This window comes from Rhodococcus sp. JS3073 (genome assembly GCF_026810085.1).
Taxonomy (GTDB): domain Bacteria; phylum Actinomycetota; class Actinomycetes; order Mycobacteriales; family Mycobacteriaceae; genus Rhodococcus_F; species Rhodococcus_F wratislaviensis.
The window spans coordinates 2,365,822-2,388,826 of record NZ_CP113951.1 but is presented as its reverse complement, the minus strand read 5'-3'; the positions used below and the strand labels follow the sequence as shown (position 1 = coordinate 2,388,826).

Sequence of the window (23,005 nt, the reverse complement as noted above, 5' to 3'; positions counted from 1 at the left end):
TCGTTGTCAGGTGCGGTTGTCGTCGGTCCCTGCGATGAGGGCCCGGTAGTGATCGACCTTCGTGCCGAGGGCCGCCAGGGCGTCGTCGAGCCTCGCCTGCTGAGCGCGGATGCGTTCGCGGTGCTCGAGGAGCAACGACAACCGCCGCCCGTAGGTCTCGGTGCCGCCGGCCAGCAGCACCGCGAATCGCTGCATGTCACTGGTCGGCATGCCCGTGGTCCGCAGCTTCACCAGCAGTTCGATCAGCCGCACGTCCCGCTCGCTGTAACGGCGGCGACGGTCCGAACCCCGCGCGATTGTGGGAATCATGCCCTCGCGCTCGTACCAGCGCAGGGTGTCCTGTGTGAGGCCCGTGATCGCCGCGACCTCCGAGATGCTCGCGAACGCTCCGGTCGACTGCTCCAACTGGGTGGCCATGACTGAACCGTACGACCTGGAGTGCACTCCAGCGCAAGACCTGGGGGCGCCCCCGTCTCGTCGATCTGTCCGCACCGGGAGCCCGTTTGCCGGACACATTGTCGGTTGTCGCTGCCGGCCTGGGCGAACACAGTGCTTCTATGGCAATCACCGAGGGCACCACGAGCGACGCGACCGCTGCCGAACTCGAGTACGGCGACCGTGTCCTGGCCGTCGAACCGGGCGGAAACGAATTCATCCCGCACGAGGTCCGGCACGGGACTCCACGTCAGCTGTTCTGGACGTGGATGTCGCCGAACCTGGAGTTCGCCACGATCTTCATCGGGGTCCTGTCCGTGTCGGTGTTCGGGATGACGTTCTGGCAGGCGACGCTCGGGCTCGTCCTCGGGACGGGCCTCGGGGCTGCCGCGCACTACATTCTGTCCGCGCGAGGTCCCCTGCACGGCGTTCCGCAGATGGTGCTCGGACGCCTCGGCTTCGGCTACTGGGGCAACGCCCTTCCGTCGGCGTTCATGTCGATCATGTGCGGCGTCGGCTGGTTCGCCACCAACAGCGTCAGTGGAGCGTTCGCACTCAACACACTGACCGGTCTGGCGCCCCTGCCCTCACTGCTCGTGATCGTCGTCATCCAGACCGTGTTCGCGTTCTTCGGGCACAACCTGGTCCAGGCGTTCGAGCGTTATGCGTTCCCCGTGCTGGCCGTGATCTTTGCGATCACCGCCGTGGTCGTGCTCGCGAAGTCGAACCCGGGGGCACCCGCGGTCGAGGGCGGTGTCGGCGGAATGGGCGGGTTCCTCCTCACCGTCGGAACGGCGTTCGGCTACGCCGCCGGGTGGACGCCCTACGCCGCCGACTACACGCGCTATCTGCCCGCTACCGTCTCGACGGTCCGCACCGGGCTGTTCGCCTCGGCCGGACTGTTCGTCTCCTGCGTCGCACTGTCGGTCGTCGGCGCCGCCTCCGTGACGATCGGCGCACCGGCATCCGACAACCCGACCGACGCCTTCACCGCGAATTTTCCCTCGGCGCTGGCGAACCTGACGCTGCTCGCCATCGCACTCGGGGCAGTCGCGGCCAACGCCCTCAACGTGTATTCCGGGTCGATGGCCTTCGTGACCATCGGGCTGAAGTTGCCGCTGAAGACGCAGCGGGCAGTGGTCACCATGATGTTCGGAGTCGTCGGATTCCTCGTGGCGTGGTGGGCGCTCGCCGACGCCGCCGCGAGCTACGAGGCCTTCCTGCTCATCGTCGCCTACTGGATCGGACCGTGGCTGGGCATCATGTTCGCCGACCAGTACCTGCGCCGCGGACAGCGGATCGACAACCTCCTGTACAACCGCGAGTACCGCAACCGGGGTGGTCTGACCGCGTTCGTGATCGCCCTCGTCGGATCCGTCCTGTTGTTCTCCAATCAGGAGAAGTTCGTCGGCTACGTCGTGCGCGCGGTACCCGAACTCGGCGACATCACGTTCTTCGTCGGCTTCGTGCTTGCCGGAGCGCTCTACTTCGCGATCAACGGTGCCAGGATCTCACGTGGCCAACCTGTTGGCGCACAGGGCAAGTAGCAGCGAACCGTACATCGACGGCGAACCCGGGTCGTATCCGAGCAACGCCCGGATACGCTCGAGACGCTGATACAGCGATTGCCGGCCGAGATGCAGCGCCGACGCCGAACTGGTGGCGCTGCACCCGTGCCGAAGATGCACCTCCAGCGTACGGACCAGGTCGCTCGAATGGGTGCGATCCCACTCCACCAGCGGCGCAATGGTTGTCGCGACCATCCGCTCCCTGACGTCGGGAGGTAGCCGGTCGAGCGTGAGTTCCGGGGCGAGTTCGCGCGTCGTCGTCACCACCCGTCCTGCCAGCCACGACCGCCGGGCAGCCATGGCGAGGCGCAGTCCCGAGCGGGCGGTGTGCAGCGCGGCACCGACGTCTCCGGGAGCGAAGTCGCACGGATCGCCGACCACCACCGTCACCCCGTCGGTGATGTTGGACGCCAACGATTCCTGAAAACAACCGGTGACCGTACCCACCGCGTCGACCGCAGATGCGGGTAACGCGATCAGACCGAACGTGCTCGCGTGGACCTCCGCACGCAGGCACGGCTGTCCGAGCAGTTTCGCGGCCGAATCCAGCAACCGGGTGGCGATGCGCGAACCCGGCGAATCGATGGCGATCGCGACCACCCGGTTGCCCGGCGCGGGATGGAACCCGGCAGCGGCGGACCGCACCGTGAGGTCGACCTGCCGGACGTCGCTGCGATCCAGCAGATCCGACACCAGCGCGGCCGCGGCACGCTGAGGACGTCCGGCGAGGCTGCCCGAGTAGGTGAGTGCCAACCCCAGCGACGCCGTGGACCGTTCGAGCAGCGCACGCAACACGGAAGAGTCCATGGTGGAACCCGGCCCGGCCGTCAACGTCCCCCACGCGCCGTCCCGCGAATGGATGGTGGCCGTGACGGTTCCGGCGTCGGCTGCCGCCCAGGCCGCACGGTCGTCGTCGACGCCGTGCGCCGCGACCAGCGCCCCGCTGCCGCTGGTGACGATCAGCGGGCAACCGCTCGGCTCACTGATGCGCTCGAGCAACCGGGCCACCCCGTTGCCTGCCATCAGTTCGGCGTCGAGGACGCGGGACAGTTCGTTCTGGGTCCGCAGGGCCGACACCTCCCGGGAGATGATCTCGGTGTTGGCGTTCTGGCAGAGTTCGATGAACGGGACCACCGTCCGGAGCGCGATCAGCGGCAGGTCCAGGGCGGCCGCCTCCTCGATCATGTCGCCCGGAACGGCGTCGAACGTCCGGCCCAACTCGATCGCCACGCCCGCGACGTTGCGTTCCCCGACCTCGCGGAGATAGTGCCTGCGCGTGCCGGGATCCACACCGGACAGACCCAGCCCGGTGGTCAGCAGCAACTCGTCCCCGGACAGCAGCGGGCTGATCTCGTAGATCTCACTGGAGTGCACCCAGCGCACCGTGCGGCCGAGCTGCGACTTCCCGGCCAGGACCTGCGGGTTCGCACCGAGGAACTGATTACGGAGCAACTCGCGCACGGTCAACGACATCGTCGAACCCTCCTCCGGAGGCGGACAGTCTGTACAGGTTAAGTCCTGTTCGTTACCACAGTGTGTCCGTTGTGGTCGCAGCGTCCGAGACGGAAGGTAGAGGCATGTCGATCTCTGTGAACTCTGCGCGGATGGCCCTCGACCCCGAGGAACTGCTGACCGTCGCGATCGCCGAAGCCGAACTCGGCAAACGCGAGGGCGGGATACCGATCGGGGCTGCACTCTTCGCCGGTGACGGAACCCTGCTGGGCAGCGGCCGCAACCGACGGGTCCAGCACGCCGATCCGTCCGTCCACGGTGAGACGGACGCGTTCCGGGCCGCCGGGCGCCAGCGCGACTACCGCTCGACGATCATGGTGACGACCCTGTCCCCGTGCTGGTACTGCAGCGGTCTCGTCCGGCAGTTCAACATCGGCGCGATCGTCGTGGGGGAGAGCGTCACGTTCACCGGCGGCCACGAATGGCTCCGCGAGAACGGCGTGGACGTGACCGTGCTGCGCGATCAACACTGCATCGACCTCATGACCGAATTCATCGAGAACCAGCCCGAACTCTGGAACGAAGACATTGGAGTAGCCGAATGACCCCGATCGCCACCGTCGACATCGCACTCTGGCGGGCGGGCGGACCCTCCGCCGCGGCCGTCGCCCGGGACGTCGACGAGGGACTGCAGCGCGCCGGTTTCCTCCTCGTCCGGGGCCACGGGGTGACGCGCGACCTGGCCGCGGACGTACGGGCCGCCGCGCGCCGGTTCTTCGCACTCCCCGAAGAGGTGAAGGCGCGGTACTCGGCGATCGTGGGCGAACGCGGCTGGATCGGGCCCGGGATGGAGGCCAACGGCTATGCCGAAGGCACCGAGACGCCTCCGGACCTCAAGGAGACGTTCGCCATCGGGGCCGAGACGTGCACCGGGGATCCCGTCGTCGACGACGTGTGGTTCAAGCCCAACGTGTGGCCCACCGAAGTGGTGGAACTGCGCGACCTACTCACCACCTACACCGAGGCGATGCGCCGGCTCTCCGACGACCTCCTCGCCCTGTTCTCGGCGGCACTCACACTGCCCGCCAACCCCTTCGACGGACTCGCGGACCGCCCGACGTGGACATGCAACATCAACCACTACCCACCGATGTCATCGGTAGGGGAGCCCGAGCCGGGCCAGTTCCGCATCGGGCCGCACACCGACTTCGGCACCGTCACCGTCCTCGACCGGGAACCCGGCGCGGGCGGACTCCAGGTGTACACCGACGAAGGCGGCTGGGAGGACGCGCCGTACGACCCCGACGCTCTCACCGTCAACATCGGTGACCTCCTCGAGTACTGGAGCGGCAAGCGCTGGCCGTCGGGCCGGCACCGTGTGCTGCCGCCGCAGGCCGATGCCCCCGAAGAAGACCTGGTGTCGCTCATCTACTTCTACGAGCTCAACCACGACGCGCAGGTGACACCGCTCGAGCCGCCGATCGGAACCGTCGCCGGGCTCGGGCCCGTCACGTCGGCAGACTTCATCAAGACCCGTCTCGACGCGATCACGCTATAGGCCCCGCCCGTGCGCCATTTTTGGTAGCCGGGGCTACCCGAAAGGCGCACGGGCGCGAAGCGCCTCGTCGGTCAGCTCCAGCCACCGGGTGACACCGATGTCGGAGAGGAACTGCCGGTCGTGGCTGACCACGATCAGAGCGCCGCGGTAGCTGCGGAGCGCCTGAGTGAGGTGCGCGAGGCTCGGCAGGTCGAGGTTGTTGGTCGGCTCGTCCAGCAACAACAGCCGCGGGGCGGGTTCGGCCAGCAGGATGGTCGCGAGCGCCGCCCGCAACCGTTCCCCACCCGACAACGCGGATGCGAGCACGTCGGAATCGTTGCCGCGGAACAGGAACCGTGCCAGCTGGGCGCGGATCTGTTCCTGCGACGCGTGGGGCGCCGCCACGGCCACGTTCTCCGCCACCGTGAGCGATTCGTCGAACACGTCGAGGCGCTGCGGCAGGGCCTTGAACGGAACCCGCGGTCCCGCGGCCACGACGGCGTCGAGCAGGGTCGTCTTCCCGACGCCGTTGCGTCCGACGAGGGCGATCCGCTCGGGACCGACGACGTCCAGCGACACCTGCTGCCCGCCGAGCAGGCTCACGTCCCGGACGGAGACCACCTCCTGACCCGAGTGCACCTCGGTGGCCGGGAGATCGATCCGCACCTCGCGGTCGTCCCGCAGTGCACTCTCCGCCTCCGTCAACGACACCCGCGCTTCGTCGACCTTCGCGATGTGGTTGTTCCGCAGCTTCCCCGCGGATTCCTGCGCCTGACGCTTCCGCAGCCCCATCACGATCTTCGGCTCGCGCTTGTTCTCGAACATCTTCTGCCCGTACCGCTTACGACGGTCGATCTTGATGCGGGCCTCGACGAGTTCCCGCTTCTGCTTCTGCACATCGCTCCGGGCATCACGCACCGCCGCCCGCGCGGCCTCCTGCTCCGCCTCGACGATCTCCTGGTAGGCACTGAAGTTGCCGCCGAACATGCGGACCTCGCCACCACGCAACTCCGCGACGGAACTCATGAGATCGAGCAGGTCGCGGTCGTGGCTGACCACCAGCAGGGTGCCCGGAAACTGCTGCACCACCTCGTAGAGCTTGCTGCGGGACGCGCTGTCGAGGTTGTTGGTGGGCTCGTCGAGGAGCAGCACCTCCGGTTCCTTCAACAGTTGCGCGGTGAGGCCGAGCAGCACCGTCTCGCCGCCGGACAGGGTGCCGACGGTGCGATCGAGGTCGGACGTGCTGCCGAGCACGCGTTCGAGACCGAGCCGGTGCAGGGTCGAGACGGCTCGTTCCTCGATGTCCCAGCGGCCGGTCGCCGCATCGAAATCCTCGGGTGTGCCGTCGCCGGACTCGATGCGGTGCAACGCCGCCCGGAGGTCGGCGATGCCGAGGATCCGGTCGACCGTCAGCGTGGGATCGAGTGTGATGTCCTGCGGCAGATACGCCACCTCACCCTGAGCCGTCACCGACCCGCGGTCGGGGTGCAGGCGCCCGGCGATCAGCCGGAGCAGCGTGGATTTACCGGAACCGTTGAGACCGACCACGCCGGTGCGTCCGGGTCCGAAGACGGCGTCGAGGCCGTCGAAGACCGGCTCGCCGTCGGGCCAGGTGAACGTGAGGTCGGACAGGGACAGATATGACTGGGCCATGGGGTACTCCCGAGGTGTGTGCGGATGAAGACTCGCGTGACTACCTCGTCAGGAGCAATGGACCGTTCCCCTCTGTCTGACGCGCCCGGTGCGCATCGGTGACGTTCACGATAGGACGCCGCCGATGCCCGCGCAATCGAATTAAATCTGGGGGCCGTCGGCCCTGAGTTCGTCCACCTTCGCCATGGCTTCGCGGAGTTCGGCGAGCCACTGTTCGCTGTGCTGGCCGGCCAGGCGCACCGTCCACATCAGGGCGTCCGACCGCGACCGTGCCACACCGGCGTCGACGAGCGTGTCGAGAACCTTGCGTTCGGGTTGGCGGAGCCGGGTCATCACCGGAACGGCGAGGTGAGTGAACAGCGTCTTGTGGCCGTCGAGGCTCACGCCCCACGCGACCTTGCGCCCGTATCGCCTCTCGGCCTCGTCAGCGATGCGCATCCGATCGCCCCGGGTGGTTTCGCGGAACCGGGAGATGCGTCCGTCGATGGCGGCCTCGGAACCGGAGTCGGCGGATTCGACGGGCGGCAGTTCGCCGACCACCACGATCTCCTCGCGGTCGACCTCGACGGTCGCGGGGCCGGTGAACCAGTCGTCGGGAAGACGGCCGGCGAACCATTCGGCCGCATCGGTCGCATCGGGGACATCCGCCTGCTGCCATCCACCGGGCCGGCCGAAGCGGCGGGGGCCCGGACCTTGTGTGTTCCTCATGGCGTCCTCCTGGGGACCCTGGTGCCGCGATCACTGTGATGCAGCACTGATTACATGATTACACCGATTATTCGAAGCGCGCCACCACGTCAGGCATGATCGAGTCCGTGCGCACCTCAACCGTTCGTCACAGCCCCATCCGTCCCACCCCCACCCGGAAGGCAGCGGCCGGAATCGCAGTCCTCGCGTCCGTGCTCTCCGCCTGCGGACTCTTCGGGCCGGACCAGCCCGACACCGTCTCGCAGCAGTTCGCCGACGCCCTGAACAGTGATGACGTGCAGGCCGCTGCCGAACTCACCACCGATCCGGCCACGGCCACCGCCGCGATCACGGCGATGTACGACGGGCTCGGAAACAAGGACGGAACGTTCACCCGCACCGACGTGCAGGAGTCGGGCGACGACGGCGGAACGTTCACGATGGACGTGTCGTGGCCGTTCGCCCCGGGGCAGGAGTGGAAGTACAGCACCACCGGCAACGCCACCAAGGATGGCGACGACTGGAAGATCGTCTGGGACCCGGCGGTGCTCGCACCCGGTCTCACCGACGACACCACCGTCCGGTACACCACCACGACCGGGGCGCCGCCGAAAGTCCTCGCCGCGGGTGGTGCACCGATCCTCGAGCAACAGGTCGTGACGCTCGTCAACCTCGAACAGGGTGCGGACACCGCGGCGGTGGCCTCGTTTCTGTCGCCCATCGCCCCGACGATCACCGCAGCCTCGCTCCAGCAGGATCTGGCCGGCGCCCAGGGCAAGCCGGTCACGGCCATCTCGCTGCGCGCCGAGGACCTGGCGCCGATCGAACCGCAGTTGCGGCAACTCGCCGGAGTGACACTGGCCCCGCAGACCAGGCTGCTCAGCACCGACAAGGCGCTGGCCTCACCCACCCTGGCGGGCCTCGGCGACCTGTGGCAGGAGGGGCAGGACGCCTCCGCCGGCTGGGCGGTGCAGCTGGTCGGTCAGGACGGCGCGGCGAAGAGCATCGCCGGTGAGCAGGGACCCGACGCCCCCGACATCGCGACGACCCTCGACCTCCCGATGCAGATGGCTGCCGAGCGGGCGCTCGCCGATGTGCCGCAGCAGGCCGCGATCGTCGCCCTGCGACCCTCCACCGGCGAGGTGCTGGCGGTGGCGCAGAACGCGCCGGCCGACGCACTCGGGCCGATCGCGCTGACCGGCCTCTACCCGCCGGGATCCACGTTCAAGACCGTGACGACGTCCGCGGCCCTGCAGGCCGGTGCCGCCACACCGGACACTGTTCTGCCCTGCCCCGGCACCGAGAACATCGAGGGCAGGCAGATCCCCAACGACGACGAATTCGACCTGGGCGCGGTCCCGCTGCACACCGCCTTCGCGCGGTCGTGCAACACCACCATGGGACGGTTGGCGGTCGGCTTGCCGCCCGACGCCCTGCAGCAGGCCGCGCTGCAGTTCGGGCTCGGCGTCGACTACGTGACGCCCGGGCTCACGACCGTGACCGGCAACGTGCCCGTCGCCGACAGTCTGGCGGCCCGTGTCGAGTCCGGGATCGGGCAGGGGCAGGTGACCGCGACGCCGTTCGGGATGGCCATGGTGGCCGCCTCCATCGCGAACGGTTCGACGCCGTCGCCTATGATCGTGCAAGGCCAACCGGGAACAGCCGACAAGACGGCACCCACCGTGCCTGCGAACGTCACCTCCGACCTCCGGACGATGATGCGTGAAACTGTGACGGGCGGTACCGCTACTGCGCTGCAGGACATTCCGGGACTGCTCGGCAAAACGGGCACGGCCGAGTCGGGAAATGGTCCCGCGCACGGCTGGTTCGTCGGAATCAAGGACGACCTAGCATTTGCCGTATTTATAGCAACAGGTGACAGTTCGGCCCCTGCTGTGCAGGCTGCGGGGCGTTTTCTTCGATAAACCCGTTCGCGCGTTGCTGTTCGGGGATAAGTTGTGGCTCAACCGTAACTCCTTCGTAGGCAAATGGTGCTTGTTACGCATGTGACTGAAAGCAAGATGGTGGACATGGGGAATGGACGATCGCTTGGCCGCCGCAACAGATACGTGATCGCCCTGACGTCGGCTGTCGTTCTGGCGGTGATTCTGGCGTCGTGTGTGCTGTCGAAAGAGGAGGCGACCGCTCAGTCGGTCGTCGACGACTTCGTCAACGCACTGAACGAGGGCGACGCCGCTGCCGCGGCAGCGCAGACCTCTTATCCCAACGCCGCGGAGACGGCGATTCAGCAGATGTTCGACGGACTCAAACCCGAGGACGCCAAGTTCGACCTGACCCAGTTCATGGATCTCGGCTCGGACTCCGGCTTCTTCACCGTCGGTGCCGCTTGGCATTTCGGTGAGGGCAAGGATTGGACCTACCAGGTTCAGGGTGGTGTGCGGAACCTGTCCGTCGGCTGGCGCATCTCCTGGGATCCGTCGATCCTCGCGCCCGACCTGGGCAACGGGCGTATCGTCCGCTACGACCGGACGGACGCCGCTCCGCCGCGGGTCTTCGACGCGTTCGGTGCGTTGCTCATGAACGAGCAGACCATCAACTCGGTCACCCTCGATCCCGCCACGATGCCCGATCCTGTCGCGACCACCCGGCGTCTCGCGGAGGTCCTCGAGCCGGTGGCGCCCCTCGTGACGTCCGACACGATGATGGCGGAGATGGCCGAGAAGCCCGGCCAGCAGGTCACCGCCGTGCTGCTGCGCGACCAGGACTGGGAGTTCCTCGAGGAGGATCTCGCGATCCCCGGCGTCGTCACCATCAAGACGCCGAAGCTCATCACAGCGGATCGGCGCATCACGACACCGCTGCTGGATCCGCTGCGCAAGGTGTGGCAGGCGAACCGGGACGCCACGGCCGGCTGGGCCGTCCACCTCGTGGACCCCGACGGCACGCTCATTCCGCAGGCAGGATTCCAGGGCCCGCCCGGACCGGACATCGTCGCGACCATGGACTCCCGCCTGCAGCTGGCAGCCGAGGAAGCCGTGGTCAGTGTCGGCACCCCCGCGACGATCGTCGCGATCCAGCCGTCGTCCGGCGCCGTGCTGGCCGCCGCGCAGAACAATCAGGCGATGGAGCAGGGGCCGATCGCGTTCCAGGGGCTCTACCCCGCCGGATCGAACCTCGACCTGGTGAAGAAGGCCGCCGGACTGCAGAAGGGCGTCGACCCGTCCTCGCTGTCGATCGAGGACATCGAGAAGGCGGGCAATCAGCTCGGGCTCGGCATGAACTACAAGATCCCGGGCCTCGACCATCAGACCGCCGTCTTCACCGCCGACCAGTCGGGCATGAACCAGGTGATGAACCGTAAGGACAGCGACCTGCCCGCCGTGACACCATTCGGGATGGCCATGCTGGCCGCGTCGATCGCGCGGGGCAGCGCGCCCGCGCCGATGATCGTCCAGGGACAGCCGGGCACCACGGACGTGGCCGCTCAGCCGCTTCCGGCGAACGTCAACGACCAGCTCCGTGGCATGATGCGCGACAACGTGGTGCGGGGCGGGGCGTCGTTCCTCAACGGCTACCCGGACCTCATGGGCATGAACGGTGCGAGCGGCGACGACCGCTGGTTCTACGGCTCGCGCGGCGACCTGGCCTTCGCGGTCTTCGTCGCCGACGCCGACGGTGGCGACCGCGCGGTGAAGATGACCGACATGCTCTTCCGTGAGATGGCGAAGCCGGCGAACTGAGGGCGGGCCGTCCGCGCTGAGGGAGTAAGTGAGCAAGGGTAAGTTTCTACCTTGTGTCCCTGCTTGATATCGGTCTTCTCGTCGTAGCGGGGTTCTTCGCGGGACTGGTCGGCTTCGTCACCGGCCTGGCGTCCATCGTGTCGTATCCCGCACTCCTCGCGGTCGGTCTGCCGCCGGTCACCGCGAACGTCACCAACACGGTCGCGATGGTGGCGGTCGGCGTCGGCGCCCTGTCCAACTCGACGCGGGAGGTCGCCGACACCGGTCCCAAGCTGTGGCGCTGGGCGCTGTACTCGGCTGCGGGCGGCCTGGTGGGCGCGGGAATCCTGTTGGTGGCTCCGGCGGGATCGTTCGAGGTGATCGTTCCGTTCATGGTGGCGTTCGCGGCGCTGGCATTGCTGCTGCAACCCCGACTCCGCGCGCTGGCGGGCGGGCGGGACATGCCACGCGCGTACTCGGTGTCGTTGTTCGTCGTCGCCATCTACGGCGGTTACTTCGGCGCGGGTGCCGGCGTGATCTTTCTGGCGATCGCTTTGATCCTCACCTCGGAGAAGATCTGGCGCGCGACCATCCTGAAGAGCTTTCTCCTGGGCGTCGCGAACCTGGTGGCGGCGATCGGGTTCGCGGTCTTCGGTCCCGTCCACTGGGGCGCCGCCGCAGCGATGGCGATCGGCGCCCTGGCCGGTGGGTGGTGCGGCCCGCCCGTCGTCAGGCGGATACCACCGTCCGTCCTCCGCGTCGTCATCGCGATCGCGGGATTCGGGTTGGCCGTGTGGTTGTGGGTGCGCTGACGCTCAGTGCACGCCCTTCATCAGACGCCGGATCCACGGTGAGCCGACGGCGAGAAGCACACCGACGGCGATCGAACCCAGCCCGACCGCGGTGAAGTACGGGACTTCGTTGTTCTCGTCGTAGTAGCCGGCCAGCGTGCCCGCCATGGCGGTGCCCAGGGCGACGGACAGGAAGAACAACGCCACCATCTGGGTGTGGAAGGCCTCGGGCGCCAGCTTGGTCGACAGCGACAGCCCGACCGGGGACAGCAGCAGTTCGGCGAACGTGAACAGCAGCAGGATGCCGGCCAGACCCAGCAGCGGTGCGCTGTTCGCACCGCCACCCGACATCGGGATGAACGCCAGGAACGCGATACCCATGATGACGGTGCCCGCCGCGAACTTGATCGGCGAGGACGGCTGACGAGGTCCGAGCTTCGTCCAGGCGGCCGCGAAGACGCCCGCGAAGATGATGATGAAGACCGGGTTGATGGACTGCACCCACGACGGCGGGAAGTCCCAGCCGAACAGGTTGCGGTCGAGTCGTTTGTCGGAGTACACCGCGACGGTGGTGAACTGCTGCTGGAACAGCGACCAGAACACCGCGCTGGCGATGAACATCGGGATGAACGCGTAGACGCGGCTGCGCTCGACGGCCGTGATGCGGCGGCTCGACAACATGATCGCGAAGTAGCCGATCGCTGCGACGATGGTGAGGCCGACCACGATGTCCGACATGTTGGCTGCGGTGATCACCCCGGTCAGGGAAAGGGCTGCAATCACCACGACCGCGGCGGCGCCGATCGCGATCCATTTGGGTCGCTGCGCGCGGGGGAGGGGATTGGGCGGTTCCGCCCCGATGCCCCGGAGGCGCTTGCGGCCGAGCGTGTACTGGATCAGTCCGAGCGCCATGCCGATTGCGGCGAGCGCGAAGCCGGCGTGGAATCCGATGGCGTCTTGCGCCCAGCCCGTCAGCAGTGGGCCGACGAGGGCACCGAGGTTGATACCCATGTAGAAGATGGAGAATCCGGCGTCGCGGCGTTCGTCGTCCGCGTCGTAGAGATCGCCGACGAGCGAGGTGGCATTGGCCTTGAGCCCACCGCTACCGAACGCGACGCAGACCAGGCCGATGCCCACACCCCTCAGGCCCGGGAACACGGCCAGGGCGATGTGGCCGAGCATGACGAGGATGGCGCTGTAGAACAGGGTTCGTTCGGAGCCGAGGAGCCGGTCGGCGATCCAGGCGCCGAGGATGGTGGACAGGTACACCGTGCCGCCGTAGGCACCGACGATGCTGGTCGCGGACGATTCTGCGATTCCGAGTCCGCCGTCGGCGGCCGAATAGTAGAGGTAGTAGATCAGGATGCCCTGCATCCCGTAGAAGGAGAATCGCTCCCACATCTCGACGCCGAACAGGTTCGCGAGGGCGAACGGCTGGCCGAAGAAGCCGCGGTCGGACCGCTTCTCGTCCCGGGCCGGATCGATGGTGTCACTCATGGGAAAACTGTCTCACCTCGAGCGGAAGTTCGTGTGCCGTCGGGGCGGATTCGCCGCTATCGGGTGGCGGCGCGCGACTTAGTCACGATCTTGGCGACGGCACGCCAACCGAGGAGGAATACGGCGAGCACGGTGCCGGCCACGATGACGAAACTGAACGCCGTTCCCTGGCCGCTGACCACGCGCAACAGCATGCCCACCACGAGCGTCGAGAGCCACACCACGATGCCCGTCGGGACGAGGAGGAATCCGTCGAACTTGTCGCGGTAGAGCGCGACGGTGGCGAGCCAGCCGACCGCGAGGCCGGTCAGAAACGGCCACGCCGTGGTGGCCAGACCCGTCAGGGCGTTGGCTTCGTCGTGGCTGCGGCGGCCGAACGCGCAGAACACGATCACGAGAACGACGTCCAGGGCGAGCGCGGGGAAGTACTTCTTCACACGGTCAGCCTAGAGGGGCCGCCTTCGCGACAATAGGTGGACTCGCGCCAACAGTGGACCGGGAAGAAAATTGTACTCGGTCCAAGTTGGAGTTAAGGTTCGATTCATGGCGACGGACAGCGGATCAGGTCTTCGCGTCTCGAAGAAGCACGAGACCTGGCGGACGCTGCATGCGTGCGCCCTCGACCTGGTGGACACGCGCGGATACGACGACGTCAGCGTCGAAGAGATCGCGGCAGCGGCACGGGTGTCCAAGAGCACGCTGTTCAACTATTTCGACTCCAAGGAAGCGCTGCTCTTCGACCCCGGACCGGGTGACCGTGAGCGGTGGCAGAAGCTGGCGGACGAGCGTCCCGACGGCGAACCGATGTGGGCGTCGGTCCGCGAGATCATCCGCGCGAACATCGCCCACAACGCCGCCACCCTCACGGTGCAACGCCGGATTCTGGACGCCGCCCCCCACCTCGCGCAGTCGACGAAGGCCGCCGGAGAGCGATTTCAGCAGTTCGTCCAGGAGTGGGTCGACGCCCGGGTCCGACCAGATCGGGTCGACCCGCTCTGCAGTGCGCTGCTCGTCAACACGGCGTTCGCCGTACTGCGCACCGCGTATCTGCAGTGGCGGCCCGGCGACGACGCGCAGCGGTTCCTGGGGTTGCTGGATTCGGCTTTCGCGGAGATCGAGGCCGGGGTCCTCGACCTTCCCCGGTCGCGGACCGGCGTCGCGTCCGACGAACGTCACTGACGTGTGGCGTGGGCGGACGGTACCCAGGACGGCATTGGCGATCGCCGCGGCCGGAGCGCTGGTCGTCGAGGTTCTGGTGTTGGGTCCGTACATCGCGCGAGCGTCGGGCACGTTGCTGCACCCGCGGTGGCGGTGGCTCGTGCTGGCGGTGATCGCCGAGATCGCGTCGATGACGACGTTCGCGCGACTGCAGCGGCAATTGCTCGCGGCAGGCGGTCTGCGGGTGGCACTCCATCGTTCGATCGCACTGACTTTCGCGTCCAACGCGCTGTCCGTCACGCTCCCCGCCGGCCATCTGGTGTCCGCCGGATTCACGTTTCGGAGGTTGCGCACGTGGGGTGCGAGCACCCCGCTGGTCGCCTGGACGATGCTCGCGTCGGGGATCATCAGCTCCCTCGCGCTCGGGGCCCTCGGAATTCTCGGCGCAACCGTCGGCGTCCGGGCGCATGCCGATCCCATCACCGTCGGCGGCGAGATCGTGGGAGTCCTCGGACTCGCCTTCGCGATCCGGGAGCTGGTGCGCCGTCCGGAACTGCTCGTGTCTGCGGGGGAGCGGGTGCTCGGCTGGGCCAACGCGTTTCTCCGGAGACCCGCGGCGTCGGGCGTCGAACGCGTCCGTGCGCTCGTCGAGCAACTGGCCCTCGTCCGGCCCCGCCCGCGTGACTGGGTGCTCGGCGGCGTGTTCGCGGGGTTGAACTGGATCGGCGACCTGCTGTGTCTGGTCGCCGCGTGCCGCGCGGTGGGCGTCACCGACGTCGGGATCGGCCTCGCGATGACGGCCTACGTCGCGGGCATGGCCGCGTCGAGCATCCCTTTGATTCCCGGCGGGATCGGCGTCGTCGACGGCGCCCTGATCGTGGCGTTCGTCGCCGGCGGGCTGGGCACGGACGAGGCGACTGCCGCCGTGATGCTGTACCGGCTGATCAGTTTCGCGCTGATCGGCGCGATCGGGTGGGCAGTGCTGTTCGCCGCCCGGTATGCCCGCGGCACGACCGCGCCCCGTCGTCCGGGTGGATGACGGGGCGCGGGGTGCGGGTGGGGTCAGGCCTGGAGGCCGGCCTCGATCTCGAGGGTGATGGTGATCTTGTCGCCGACGACGGCTCCGCCGCCTTCGAGGGGCATGTCGATGGTGATGCCGAAGTCCTTGCGGTTGAGGACGGTGGTGGCTTCGAAGCCGGCGACCGGGCCGTTGCCCATGCCGGGGTTGACGCCGTTGAACTCGAGGGCGAGCTCGACGGGGCGGGTCACGCCGTGGAGGGTGAATTCGCCCTCGACCACGTAGTCGTCGCCCTTGGCGCGTACGGCGGTGGAGGTGAAGGTGGCGGTCGGGTACTGCTCGGCGTCGAAGAAGTCGGCGGACTTGATGTGGGCGTCGCGGTCGGTGTTCTTGGTGTCGATGGACGCGACCTGGATTTCGGCGTTGACGGCGGCGGTGCCGTCCTCGGCGACGGTGATCGCGCCGGTGAAGTCGTTGAACGTGCCGCGGACCTTGCTGACCATGAGGTGGCGGACGGAGAAGCCGACGGTGGAGTGGACGGTGTCGATGGCCCAGGTTCCGGCGGTGAGGTTGGGCAGGGTGGCGGTGGCGGTGGTCATGAAAACTCCTCGGATCGTCGACTCAAGTAGTTGAATCTTTAAGTTCTCCTGGCTTCAACTATGGGTCCGGTGAATTTCTTCCGCAACCCGAATGTGATGCCCGTCACATACCGCACGTGAGTGGCGAAGTGTGCCCGGGGGCGCTTTCTCACTCACGTGGGGGGAGGCAGGCCCGCGCCGCGGCGAGGACCGTGGCGCCGGCCGCGTCGAGCGGTTCGGTACTGCGCAGCGCGCGGGCGAGGACGAACGCGCCCTCCAGGCTGGTGACGAAGCCCAGGATCAGGCGCCTCGCATCGGCCTCGTCGAATCCGCGCTGGCGCAGGAGGGCGCTGCCCGAGTCGATCCAGCTCGTGAACACGTCCGCCGTGGCAATGCGGAGCACCTCGTTGGTGCTCGCGACCTCGAGTGCGACCGTGGCGATGGGGCAGGCGTCCGCGTAGTCGGTGGCCACCAGGGTCTCGCCGGCCAGCCGGAACCCGACCTCGATCCCCTCGAGGATGTCGGGATGCGCGTCGAGAATGGAAAAGACCAGCCGGGCGTACTCCTCGCCCGACGATCGGATGACCTCCTCGCCGAGCTGCTGCTTGCCGCCGGGGAAGAAGTGGTAGATCGACCCGAACGGGGCGCGCGCCTCCGTGGCGACCTGCTTGAGTCCGGTCCCGGTGTAGCCGTTGCGGCGGAAGAGGTCGCTGCTGGTGCCGAGAATGCGGGCCTTCGTGTCGTTCACTTTGCTGCCCTCCGACCGTTGCGCTCGGTGCGTACCTCATCGTAACGTGATTCTCAGTAGAACGATCTATCAAATGGAGTGAGTGCCATGAAGCAGATCGAGCTCTCCGCAGGCACCGTCGAGTACCGGGACACCGGGGGTGACGGCCCCGTTCTCGTGTTCATCTCCGGGCTGACGATCGGTGGCACCGTATGGCGACACGTCGTGGAGCAACTTGCCCCGGACTTCCGCTGCATCGTCCCGAACCTCCCGCTCGGCGCGCACCGCATTCCGATGCGTGAGGACGCCGACCTCTCGCTACGCGGTCTCGGCCTGCTCATCGGCGAGTTCCTCGAACGACTCGATCTCGCGGACGTCACCCTCGTGCAGAACGATTGGGGCGGCACACAGGTGCTGATCGCGCTCGGCGACACCAGCCGCGTCGGGGCTCTCGTCCTCACCCCGTGTGAGGCGTTCGACAACTATCCGCCCGGAATTCCCGGTCGCGCAATAGGTCTCGCGGTGGCGATCCCCGGCGGTCTCGCGTTGACCATGCAGGCGCTGCGATTCCGGGCCATGCGCCGGGCACCCGCGGGGTGGGGCTGGATGAGCAAGCGGCCCGTACCGAAGTCGGTGATGGACGGATGGTTCCGGCCCGCGACCACCGACCGCCGGGTGCGACGAGACCTGCGCAAGTACACGACGTCGCTGCCGCCGAAGTCGACGCTGCGGGAGTGGGCGGAAGCGAACCGGAGTTTCGACCGGCCGGTCCTCGTGCTGTGGGCCGTCGAGGACAAGGTGATGCCCCGCGACCACGGCCGGCGCCTGGCCGAGCTGTACCCGCACGCCGAACTGCAGGAGGTCGAGGACAGTTACACGTTGATGCCCGAGGACCGTCCGGACGTGGTCGCGGAGGCTTTGCGGCTTCGCCGCCCGTGAGTACTTGTTAACGTCCCGCGGTTAACAAGTACTCACGGCTCGGTACACCGCCCGGATCGCGGAGGCCGTCACCGACTGATGCGAGCCCATGCCCCACACCGTCCGATCGCCGACGCGGCACTCGGCCAACGTGATCGCCGCGCTGTCGCTACCCGGCCGCTGCGAGTGCTGCGTCAGGGAGAGGACGTCCACGTCCACGCCCTTCGACATGAGGACGCGGGTCATCGCCTCGACGGGGCCGGAGGCCACCGCCTCGCCCGACACTTCCACGCCGTCGACGTCGAACACGACGAACAGCCGGTCGCCGTCCGTGCCGTGCTCGACGGACCATCGGCCGAGCCCGCCCCGGTAGCCGTACTCGGCGCAGAACAGCGTCCACAATTCCTCGGCGGTGATCTCGAGCCCCGACGAGTCCGCCGCCTCCTGCACCTTCGCGGCGAAGTCGATCTGGAGCCGCCGCGGCAGCGTGATGCCGTGTTCGCTCTGCAGGAGATGCGCGATGCCGCCCTTGCCGGATTGGCTGTTGATGCGGATGACGGCCTGGTAGTCGCGTCCCACGTCCGCCGGGTCGATCGGCAGGTACGGCACCGCCCACGGCGCGCTCGCCGCATCCAGCCCGGCTGCCGCCGCGGACGCCCGATGCTCCGCGAATCCCTTCTTGATCGCATCCTGGTGGGTGCCGGAGAACGCCGTGTACACGAGGTCGCCGCCGTAGGGGTGGCGCTCGTGGACGGGAATCCTGTTGCAGTACTCGACGGTTCGCCGCACCGCGTCGATGTCGGAGAGGTCGATCATCGGGTCGACGCCCTGCGCGTGCAGATTCAGGGCCAGCGTCACCAGATCGACGTTGCCGGTCCGCTCACCGTTGCCGAAGAGGCAGCCCTCGACCCGCTGCGCACCCGCCAGCACCGCCAGTTCGGCGCAGGCGACCCCGGTGCCGCGGTCGTTGTGCGGGTGCACCGACAGGATGACCGACTCCCTCCGCTCCAGATGCCGGTGCATGTGCTCGATCTGGTCGGCATACACGTTGGGTGTCGAAACCTCCACCGTGGCAGGCAGATTGTGGATCACCGGACGGTCGGGGCTCGCGTCCCACAACCGGGTGAGGCTGTTGCACACGTCGAGCACGAAGTCCGGCTCGGTCAGGTTGAACACCTCGGGCGAGAACTCGAAACGCCGTCCCGGATGGTCACCGGCGCCGCGTGCCACCTCCTGCGCGGCATCGAAGATCAACCGGTGCAGCTCTTTCCGATCCTTGCCGAGAACGACGGAGCGCCACGTCGGCGCCGTCGCGGTGTACATGTGCACCACGACGTTCGGCAGTCCCTCGACCGACTCGTACGTCCGGGCGATCAGATCGTCGCGGGCAGCGGTGAAGACGACGATCGTCACGTCCTCGGGCACCAGGTCCAGACGCACGAGGTCGCGGACGAAGTCGAAATCGGTCTGGCTCGCGGACGGGTATCCGACCTCGATCTCCTTGTAGCCGATCGAGATCAGCAGTTCGAAGAACCTGCGTTTGCGCTCCGGACCCATCGGCTCGGCGAGGGCCTGGTTGCCGTCGCGCAGATCGACGGGCACCCACAGCGGGGCGGTGGTGGTGCGCCGCGCCGGCCAGGTGCGGTCGAGGTCGGGGACGGGAACGCGGTCCCAGATCGCGCGGTAGCGATCGGAGGGCATCGGCGACGGTTGCTGGTTGTTCCACGTGGGGACGGTGCTGGTCATGACGGTCTTCTCCTCGGAAGGGGGTACACGAGTCGACCGACGCGGCGAAACCCCGCGGCAGGGTGCCGGCCTTCAGGCCCCGCCGCGGCAGTGGAGGAGAAGTCCACGGAACGCCACGGCGCTAGACTAGGAGAAAATCACTCATCAGACAACCTGAGGAGCTGTGCGTGACCTCGTCGATACGACGCCACCTGCTGACGGACCAGGCGGCGGACCTGCTGCGCTCACGGATCGCGAGCGGTGAGTGGGAGGTCGGCGCCAAGCTGCCCGGCGAGACGACGCTGGCGGCCGAACTGGGCGTCGGACGGTCGACCGTCCGCGAGGCCGTCCGGATGCTCGCGGGTCTCGGCATGGTCGAGTCACGGCAGGGGGCCGGCGTGTTCCTCCGCAGGTCGACGCCGCGGCAGGACTGGGACCGGGTGCTCCGGACCGAGGAGATCCGGCACGTCGTCGAGGTGCGCCACACCGTCGAGATCGAGGCGGCCCGGCTGGCGGCGGCCCGGCGCGACGAGGCCGATGTCGCGGCGCTGCGCCAGGCGCTGCACGCGCGGTCCGCGGCGTCCGGGACCGGTGCCGCCGCGTTCGTCGACGCAGACATCGCGCTGCATCGCGCAGTGGTGGTCGCGGCGCACAACCCGGTGCTGACCGAATTGTTCGAGACGTTCGTCCCGCGGCTGCGCGAAGCGCTGCTCGACCTGACGGCGGCGCTGGACCTGAGGGTGGGCAGCGAGCCCGAGGCCGACGCCCACCGGCTTCTGGTGGAGGCGATCGCCGACGGCGACGCCGAGGAGGCCGTCACCTCATGCGGCTTCGCCGCCCGTGAGTACTTGTTAACGTCCGGCGGTTAAGAAGTACTCACGGCTGGGAGTCGGGCTCGGGGTCCCCGGTGTGTGGCGTGCGCTTCGTGGTCGGTGAGGTCTGCTCCCGGCGCTCGAACTCGAGGTCCATCTCCAGGTCTTCGTGCTGGTTGTGCCGGAACAGGATGAGGAAGACCACCCATCCGACGAGCGCGACGAGGATGTAGCTCACCATGCGGTAGACGAACACGGCCGCGAGGGCCTGCGACGCGGTGGCCCCCGCCGCCGTCAGCGTGGCGATCAGGGTGCCGTCGACGAACCCCAGCCCGCCCGGGGCCAGCGGAATGCTGCCCACGGCCTTGGCTGCGGCGAACGCGATCAGCAGACCGGCGAACGACGGTTCCGCGCCCACCGCCCAGCACGCGAAACCGAGGCACGCGACGTCGGCGAGCCGGTGCACCGCCGACCACCCGAACGTGATGACGGAATCCTTGCGGCTCAGCTCGACCGAATCGAGCTGGCTCAGGATTTCCTTCCACCGCTCGACGCCGGTCTCGGGGGGATTCTTGCGGAACTTGTTGTATCGGGTGAGTACCCAATGCCCGATCGACTCGATCGAGTCGGGGTTACGTGAGATGTATCGCAGCCCGTAGAACAGGCCGAACGCGGCCACCAGCGACAGTGCCAGCGTGACCGGACTCACCTTGGTGCCGACGGCGAACGCGCCTGCGGCGCCGAGCAGTGCGAGGCTGCCCGCGGCGATCACTCCGGAGATCGCCAGCTGCCAGGACGCGACGATGGGGGTGGCACCCCACTTGCGGGTCTGCTTGTAAGTGAAGGCGGTGGAGAACACCTGACCGGCAGGCAGGCTCACGGCCATCGCGGTGCTCGCGTAGATCACCGACACCGACTTCAGCTGGCTGACGACGACACCACCCGCCTGCAGCAGTCGCTGCTGGACCGCGCCGTACCCGCTCAGGGAGACGGCCTGGGCTGCGATACATGCCGCGACCCACCCCCAGTGGATCTCGGTGAGTGCTTTCCACGAGTCGCTGAGCGTGGGCCACAGGTAGATTCCCTCGACGGTCAGCAGGGCAAGGAGGCCGGCGCCGAGTAGCCATTTGATCCACCAGTATCGGCTTCGCTGCCGAGGAGGCTCGGCAGTGGGCGGGTCGGATCGAGGCTGGGCCACCTGGCCAGCGTAACCAACGGGTAGCGGATTACTCCGGATAGTCCTCCGGCCAAGCCAGATGGGTGTTGCGGCGACGCCCCCGCAACTGGACCTGTTCGCCGAGTTCCCAGTGCGCCTGTTCGTCGTCGTCCGCGAAATACAGGGCACTCGTCGATGCCAGCACGCGGCTGGGGTGCAGCTTGGCGAGTTCGGTGAGCCGCGACGCCTCGTTGACGGGGTCGCCGATCACCGTGTATTCGAAGCGTTCGGCGGCGCCGATGTTGCCGGCGACGGCGAGGCCTGCGGAGACGCCGATGCCGACGTCGAGGCCGGTGATCTCGTTCAACGCGAACCGCAGCTCCCGGGCCGCCGCCAGCGCCGCCGTCGGCGCGTCGGGGCGGTCGAGGGGGGCACCGAAGATCGCGAGAGCCGCGTCACCCATGAACTTGTTGACGAACCCGTGGTGCCGGTCGATCACGTCGACGACGACGCGGAAGAACTCGTTGAGCAGGTTCACGACCTCGCCCGGGGGACGCTCCGCGGCGGCGCCGGTGGAGCCGACCATGTCGACGAACAGCACCGCGACGAACCTCGTCTCCCCGCCGAGTTCGGTACCGAACTGCAGTGCCCGCCGCGCGACGTCCTCGCCGACGTGCTGGCCGAACAGTTCGCGCAGCAGCCGCCGTTCGTCCGATTCGCGCATCATGCGGTTGAACCCGACCTGCAGTCGCCCGATCTCGCTGCCGTCGAACACTTCGACGCGGACGTCGGTGGCACCGCGCTGGACGCGTTCGATGGCCCGCCGCAGCTGTTTGATCGGGTCGGAGATCTGGCTGGCCGTCAGCATCGACAGCGCGAACGCCTGCGCGATCGCGATGATCGACAGCAACATGATCGCCCACGCGAGCGCGTTCGGGGAGAACACCAGGTCGGTGGTTATCTGCGTCACGCACAGCAGGATGATGCCGATGACGGGCATCAGTGTTCCGAGCCCCCACGTCATGGCCATCCGGGTGCCGACGCCGGGTGCCATGGTCCGGTCGAACTCGCCCTCGCTGAGCGCGCGGGCGGCCACCGGTCGCAGGATGCGCTCGCCGAGCATGTACGTGAAACCGAACGTCGTGGTCGCGGCCATGCAGACGGTGACGATCACCGCGACCGCGAGTTCCGGCATCTCGGTGATGGTGAGCAGCACGAAGATGATGCCGCCGAGGATCCACAGCACCAGGTGCACGATCGCCTGTCGCAGCGGTGCGTGCAGCGCCGACATCTGTTCGCTGCGCGTCGGCGGACCCCCACGCAACTGCCAGCGCACGACCGACCGCAGCATCATCGCCGCGGCCGTGAGACTCACCACGGCGGCGAACGCGAGATAGCCGCCGAAGATCGCGACGTTGCGGACCCGGTCGGCGATGATTTCCTGCGATTCGGGGATCGGCACGCCGTACCGCACGAACGCGAAAACGAGGATGGCGCCGATGAAATTGGCGAGGAGCATCGACACCATATAGAGCGGCCATCTGCTGCGGACCGTCGCCGCGATCGCTCTATAGGATTTCCGCACGCCGTTCAATTTAGCGGGGGGTGTATCG

21 protein-coding genes are annotated in these 23,005 nt (G+C 67.9%); 10 read left to right on the top strand and 11 right to left on the bottom strand.

Annotated elements, in window-relative coordinates; all coding sequences use genetic code 11:
* Window positions 1–6 precede the first annotated feature (6 nt).
* The gene (locus tag OYT95_RS10880) at window positions 7–417 is read right to left on the bottom strand and encodes a MerR family transcriptional regulator (RefSeq protein ID WP_268791450.1); all 411 of its coding nucleotides are present in this window, start codon (window positions 415–417) and stop codon (window positions 7–9) included.
* A gap of 140 nt (window positions 418–557) precedes the next feature.
* Here OYT95_RS10880 and OYT95_RS10875 point away from each other — a divergent pair, with 140 nt between their 5' ends.
* Window positions 558–1,982, top strand: coding sequence for a purine-cytosine permease family protein (locus OYT95_RS10875; protein WP_268791449.1), 1,425 nt, complete (start codon window positions 558–560; stop codon window positions 1,980–1,982).
* Here the strand turns inward: OYT95_RS10875 and OYT95_RS10870 are convergent.
* On the bottom strand, window positions 1,947–3,476 hold the full coding sequence (locus OYT95_RS10870) for a PucR family transcriptional regulator (protein WP_268791448.1): 1,530 nt from the start codon (window positions 3,474–3,476) through the stop codon (window positions 1,947–1,949). The two genes, OYT95_RS10875 and OYT95_RS10870, sit on opposite strands and share 36 nt — an antisense overlap.
* Before the next feature lie 104 nt (window positions 3,477–3,580).
* Between OYT95_RS10870 and OYT95_RS10865 the strand changes: the two genes are divergently transcribed.
* Together OYT95_RS10865 and OYT95_RS10860 are read left to right on the top strand one after the other, a co-directional pair.
* Window positions 3,581–4,060 (top strand): nucleoside deaminase, encoded by a 480-nt coding sequence (locus OYT95_RS10865; protein WP_052024015.1) that lies wholly within the window; start codon window positions 3,581–3,583, stop codon window positions 4,058–4,060.
* Window positions 4,057–5,013 (top strand): isopenicillin N synthase family dioxygenase, encoded by a 957-nt coding sequence (locus OYT95_RS10860; RefSeq protein WP_268791447.1) that lies wholly within the window; start codon window positions 4,057–4,059, stop codon window positions 5,011–5,013. The genes OYT95_RS10865 and OYT95_RS10860 overlap by 4 nt, the downstream gene beginning before the upstream one ends.
* A gap of 33 nt (window positions 5,014–5,046) precedes the next feature.
* Here OYT95_RS10860 and OYT95_RS10855 read toward each other — a convergent pair whose 3' ends face one another.
* A complete protein-coding gene (locus OYT95_RS10855; protein ID WP_268791446.1) occupies window positions 5,047–6,645 on the bottom strand; it encodes an ABC-F family ATP-binding cassette domain-containing protein in 1,599 nt (532 codons plus the stop codon).
* A 141-nt stretch (window positions 6,646–6,786) separates the two neighbouring features.
* The gene (locus OYT95_RS10850; protein ID WP_037232898.1) at window positions 6,787–7,353 is read right to left on the bottom strand and encodes a hypothetical protein; all 567 of its coding nucleotides are present in this window, start codon (window positions 7,351–7,353) and stop codon (window positions 6,787–6,789) included.
* Between the two features lie 95 nt (window positions 7,354–7,448).
* On the opposite strand from OYT95_RS10850, the gene OYT95_RS10845 reads away from it, so the two are divergent.
* The 3 genes from OYT95_RS10845 (at window position 7,449) to OYT95_RS10835 (ending at window position 11,824) form a co-directional block, all read left to right on the top strand.
* Window positions 7,449–9,257, top strand: a complete 1,809-nt coding sequence (locus OYT95_RS10845; RefSeq protein ID WP_268791445.1) for a penicillin-binding transpeptidase domain-containing protein — start codon at window positions 7,449–7,451, stop codon at window positions 9,255–9,257.
* Between the two features lie 96 nt (window positions 9,258–9,353).
* On the top strand, window positions 9,354–11,033 hold the full coding sequence (locus tag OYT95_RS10840; RefSeq protein WP_081792393.1) for an NTF2-like N-terminal transpeptidase domain-containing protein: 1,680 nt from the start codon (window positions 9,354–9,356) through the stop codon (window positions 11,031–11,033).
* Window positions 11,034–11,086: 53 nt separating this feature from the next.
* Entirely contained in the window at window positions 11,087–11,824 is a 738-nt protein-coding gene (locus tag OYT95_RS10835; protein WP_268791444.1) for a sulfite exporter TauE/SafE family protein, read from the top strand.
* Window positions 11,825–11,827: 3 nt separating this feature from the next.
* Here OYT95_RS10835 and OYT95_RS10830 read toward each other — a convergent pair whose 3' ends face one another.
* Both OYT95_RS10830 and OYT95_RS10825 read right to left on the bottom strand, forming a co-directional pair.
* Entirely contained in the window at window positions 11,828–13,300 is a 1,473-nt protein-coding gene (locus OYT95_RS10830) for a peptide MFS transporter (protein WP_268791443.1), read from the bottom strand.
* Between the two features lie 56 nt (window positions 13,301–13,356).
* Window positions 13,357–13,737, bottom strand: a complete 381-nt coding sequence (locus OYT95_RS10825; RefSeq protein WP_268791442.1) for a DUF3054 domain-containing protein — start codon at window positions 13,735–13,737, stop codon at window positions 13,357–13,359.
* 106 nt (window positions 13,738–13,843) lie between these two features.
* Here OYT95_RS10825 and OYT95_RS10820 point away from each other — a divergent pair, with 106 nt between their 5' ends.
* Both OYT95_RS10820 and OYT95_RS10815 read left to right on the top strand, forming a co-directional pair.
* Entirely contained in the window at window positions 13,844–14,479 is a 636-nt protein-coding gene (locus OYT95_RS10820) for a TetR/AcrR family transcriptional regulator (RefSeq protein ID WP_112301039.1), read from the top strand.
* Between the two features lie 34 nt (window positions 14,480–14,513).
* Entirely contained in the window at window positions 14,514–15,497 is a 984-nt protein-coding gene (locus OYT95_RS10815; protein WP_268791441.1) for a lysylphosphatidylglycerol synthase transmembrane domain-containing protein, read from the top strand.
* Window positions 15,498–15,520: 23 nt separating this feature from the next.
* Here OYT95_RS10815 and OYT95_RS10810 read toward each other — a convergent pair whose 3' ends face one another.
* The gene (locus tag OYT95_RS10810; protein ID WP_268791440.1) at window positions 15,521–16,075 is read right to left on the bottom strand and encodes a YceI family protein; all 555 of its coding nucleotides are present in this window, start codon (window positions 16,073–16,075) and stop codon (window positions 15,521–15,523) included.
* 148 nt (window positions 16,076–16,223) lie between these two features.
* The gene (locus OYT95_RS10805) at window positions 16,224–16,802 is read right to left on the bottom strand and encodes a TetR/AcrR family transcriptional regulator (RefSeq protein WP_128639764.1); all 579 of its coding nucleotides are present in this window, start codon (window positions 16,800–16,802) and stop codon (window positions 16,224–16,226) included.
* Window positions 16,803–16,889: 87 nt separating this feature from the next.
* Between OYT95_RS10805 and OYT95_RS10800 the strand changes: the two genes are divergently transcribed.
* Window positions 16,890–17,720 (top strand): alpha/beta fold hydrolase, encoded by an 831-nt coding sequence (locus tag OYT95_RS10800; RefSeq protein WP_268791439.1) that lies wholly within the window; start codon window positions 16,890–16,892, stop codon window positions 17,718–17,720.
* A 21-nt stretch (window positions 17,721–17,741) separates the two neighbouring features.
* On the opposite strand, the gene OYT95_RS10795 is transcribed toward OYT95_RS10800, so the two are convergent.
* Window positions 17,742–19,445, bottom strand: coding sequence for a 2-isopropylmalate synthase (locus OYT95_RS10795; RefSeq protein WP_268791438.1), 1,704 nt, complete (start codon window positions 19,443–19,445; stop codon window positions 17,742–17,744).
* A 167-nt stretch (window positions 19,446–19,612) separates the two neighbouring features.
* Here OYT95_RS10795 and OYT95_RS10790 point away from each other — a divergent pair, with 167 nt between their 5' ends.
* A complete protein-coding gene (locus tag OYT95_RS10790) occupies window positions 19,613–20,293 on the top strand; it encodes a FadR/GntR family transcriptional regulator (RefSeq protein ID WP_268791437.1) in 681 nt (226 codons plus the stop codon).
* A 7-nt stretch (window positions 20,294–20,300) separates the two neighbouring features.
* Here OYT95_RS10790 and OYT95_RS10785 read toward each other — a convergent pair whose 3' ends face one another.
* Both OYT95_RS10785 and OYT95_RS10780 read right to left on the bottom strand, forming a co-directional pair.
* Window positions 20,301–21,434: a lysylphosphatidylglycerol synthase transmembrane domain-containing protein gene (locus OYT95_RS10785; protein WP_128639760.1), complete on the bottom strand. Its 1,134-nt coding sequence runs from the start codon at window positions 21,432–21,434 to the stop codon at window positions 20,301–20,303.
* A 28-nt stretch (window positions 21,435–21,462) separates the two neighbouring features.
* A complete protein-coding gene (locus OYT95_RS10780; RefSeq protein ID WP_005258596.1) occupies window positions 21,463–22,920 on the bottom strand; it encodes an adenylate/guanylate cyclase domain-containing protein in 1,458 nt (485 codons plus the stop codon).
* Window positions 22,921–23,005 lie beyond the last annotated feature (85 nt).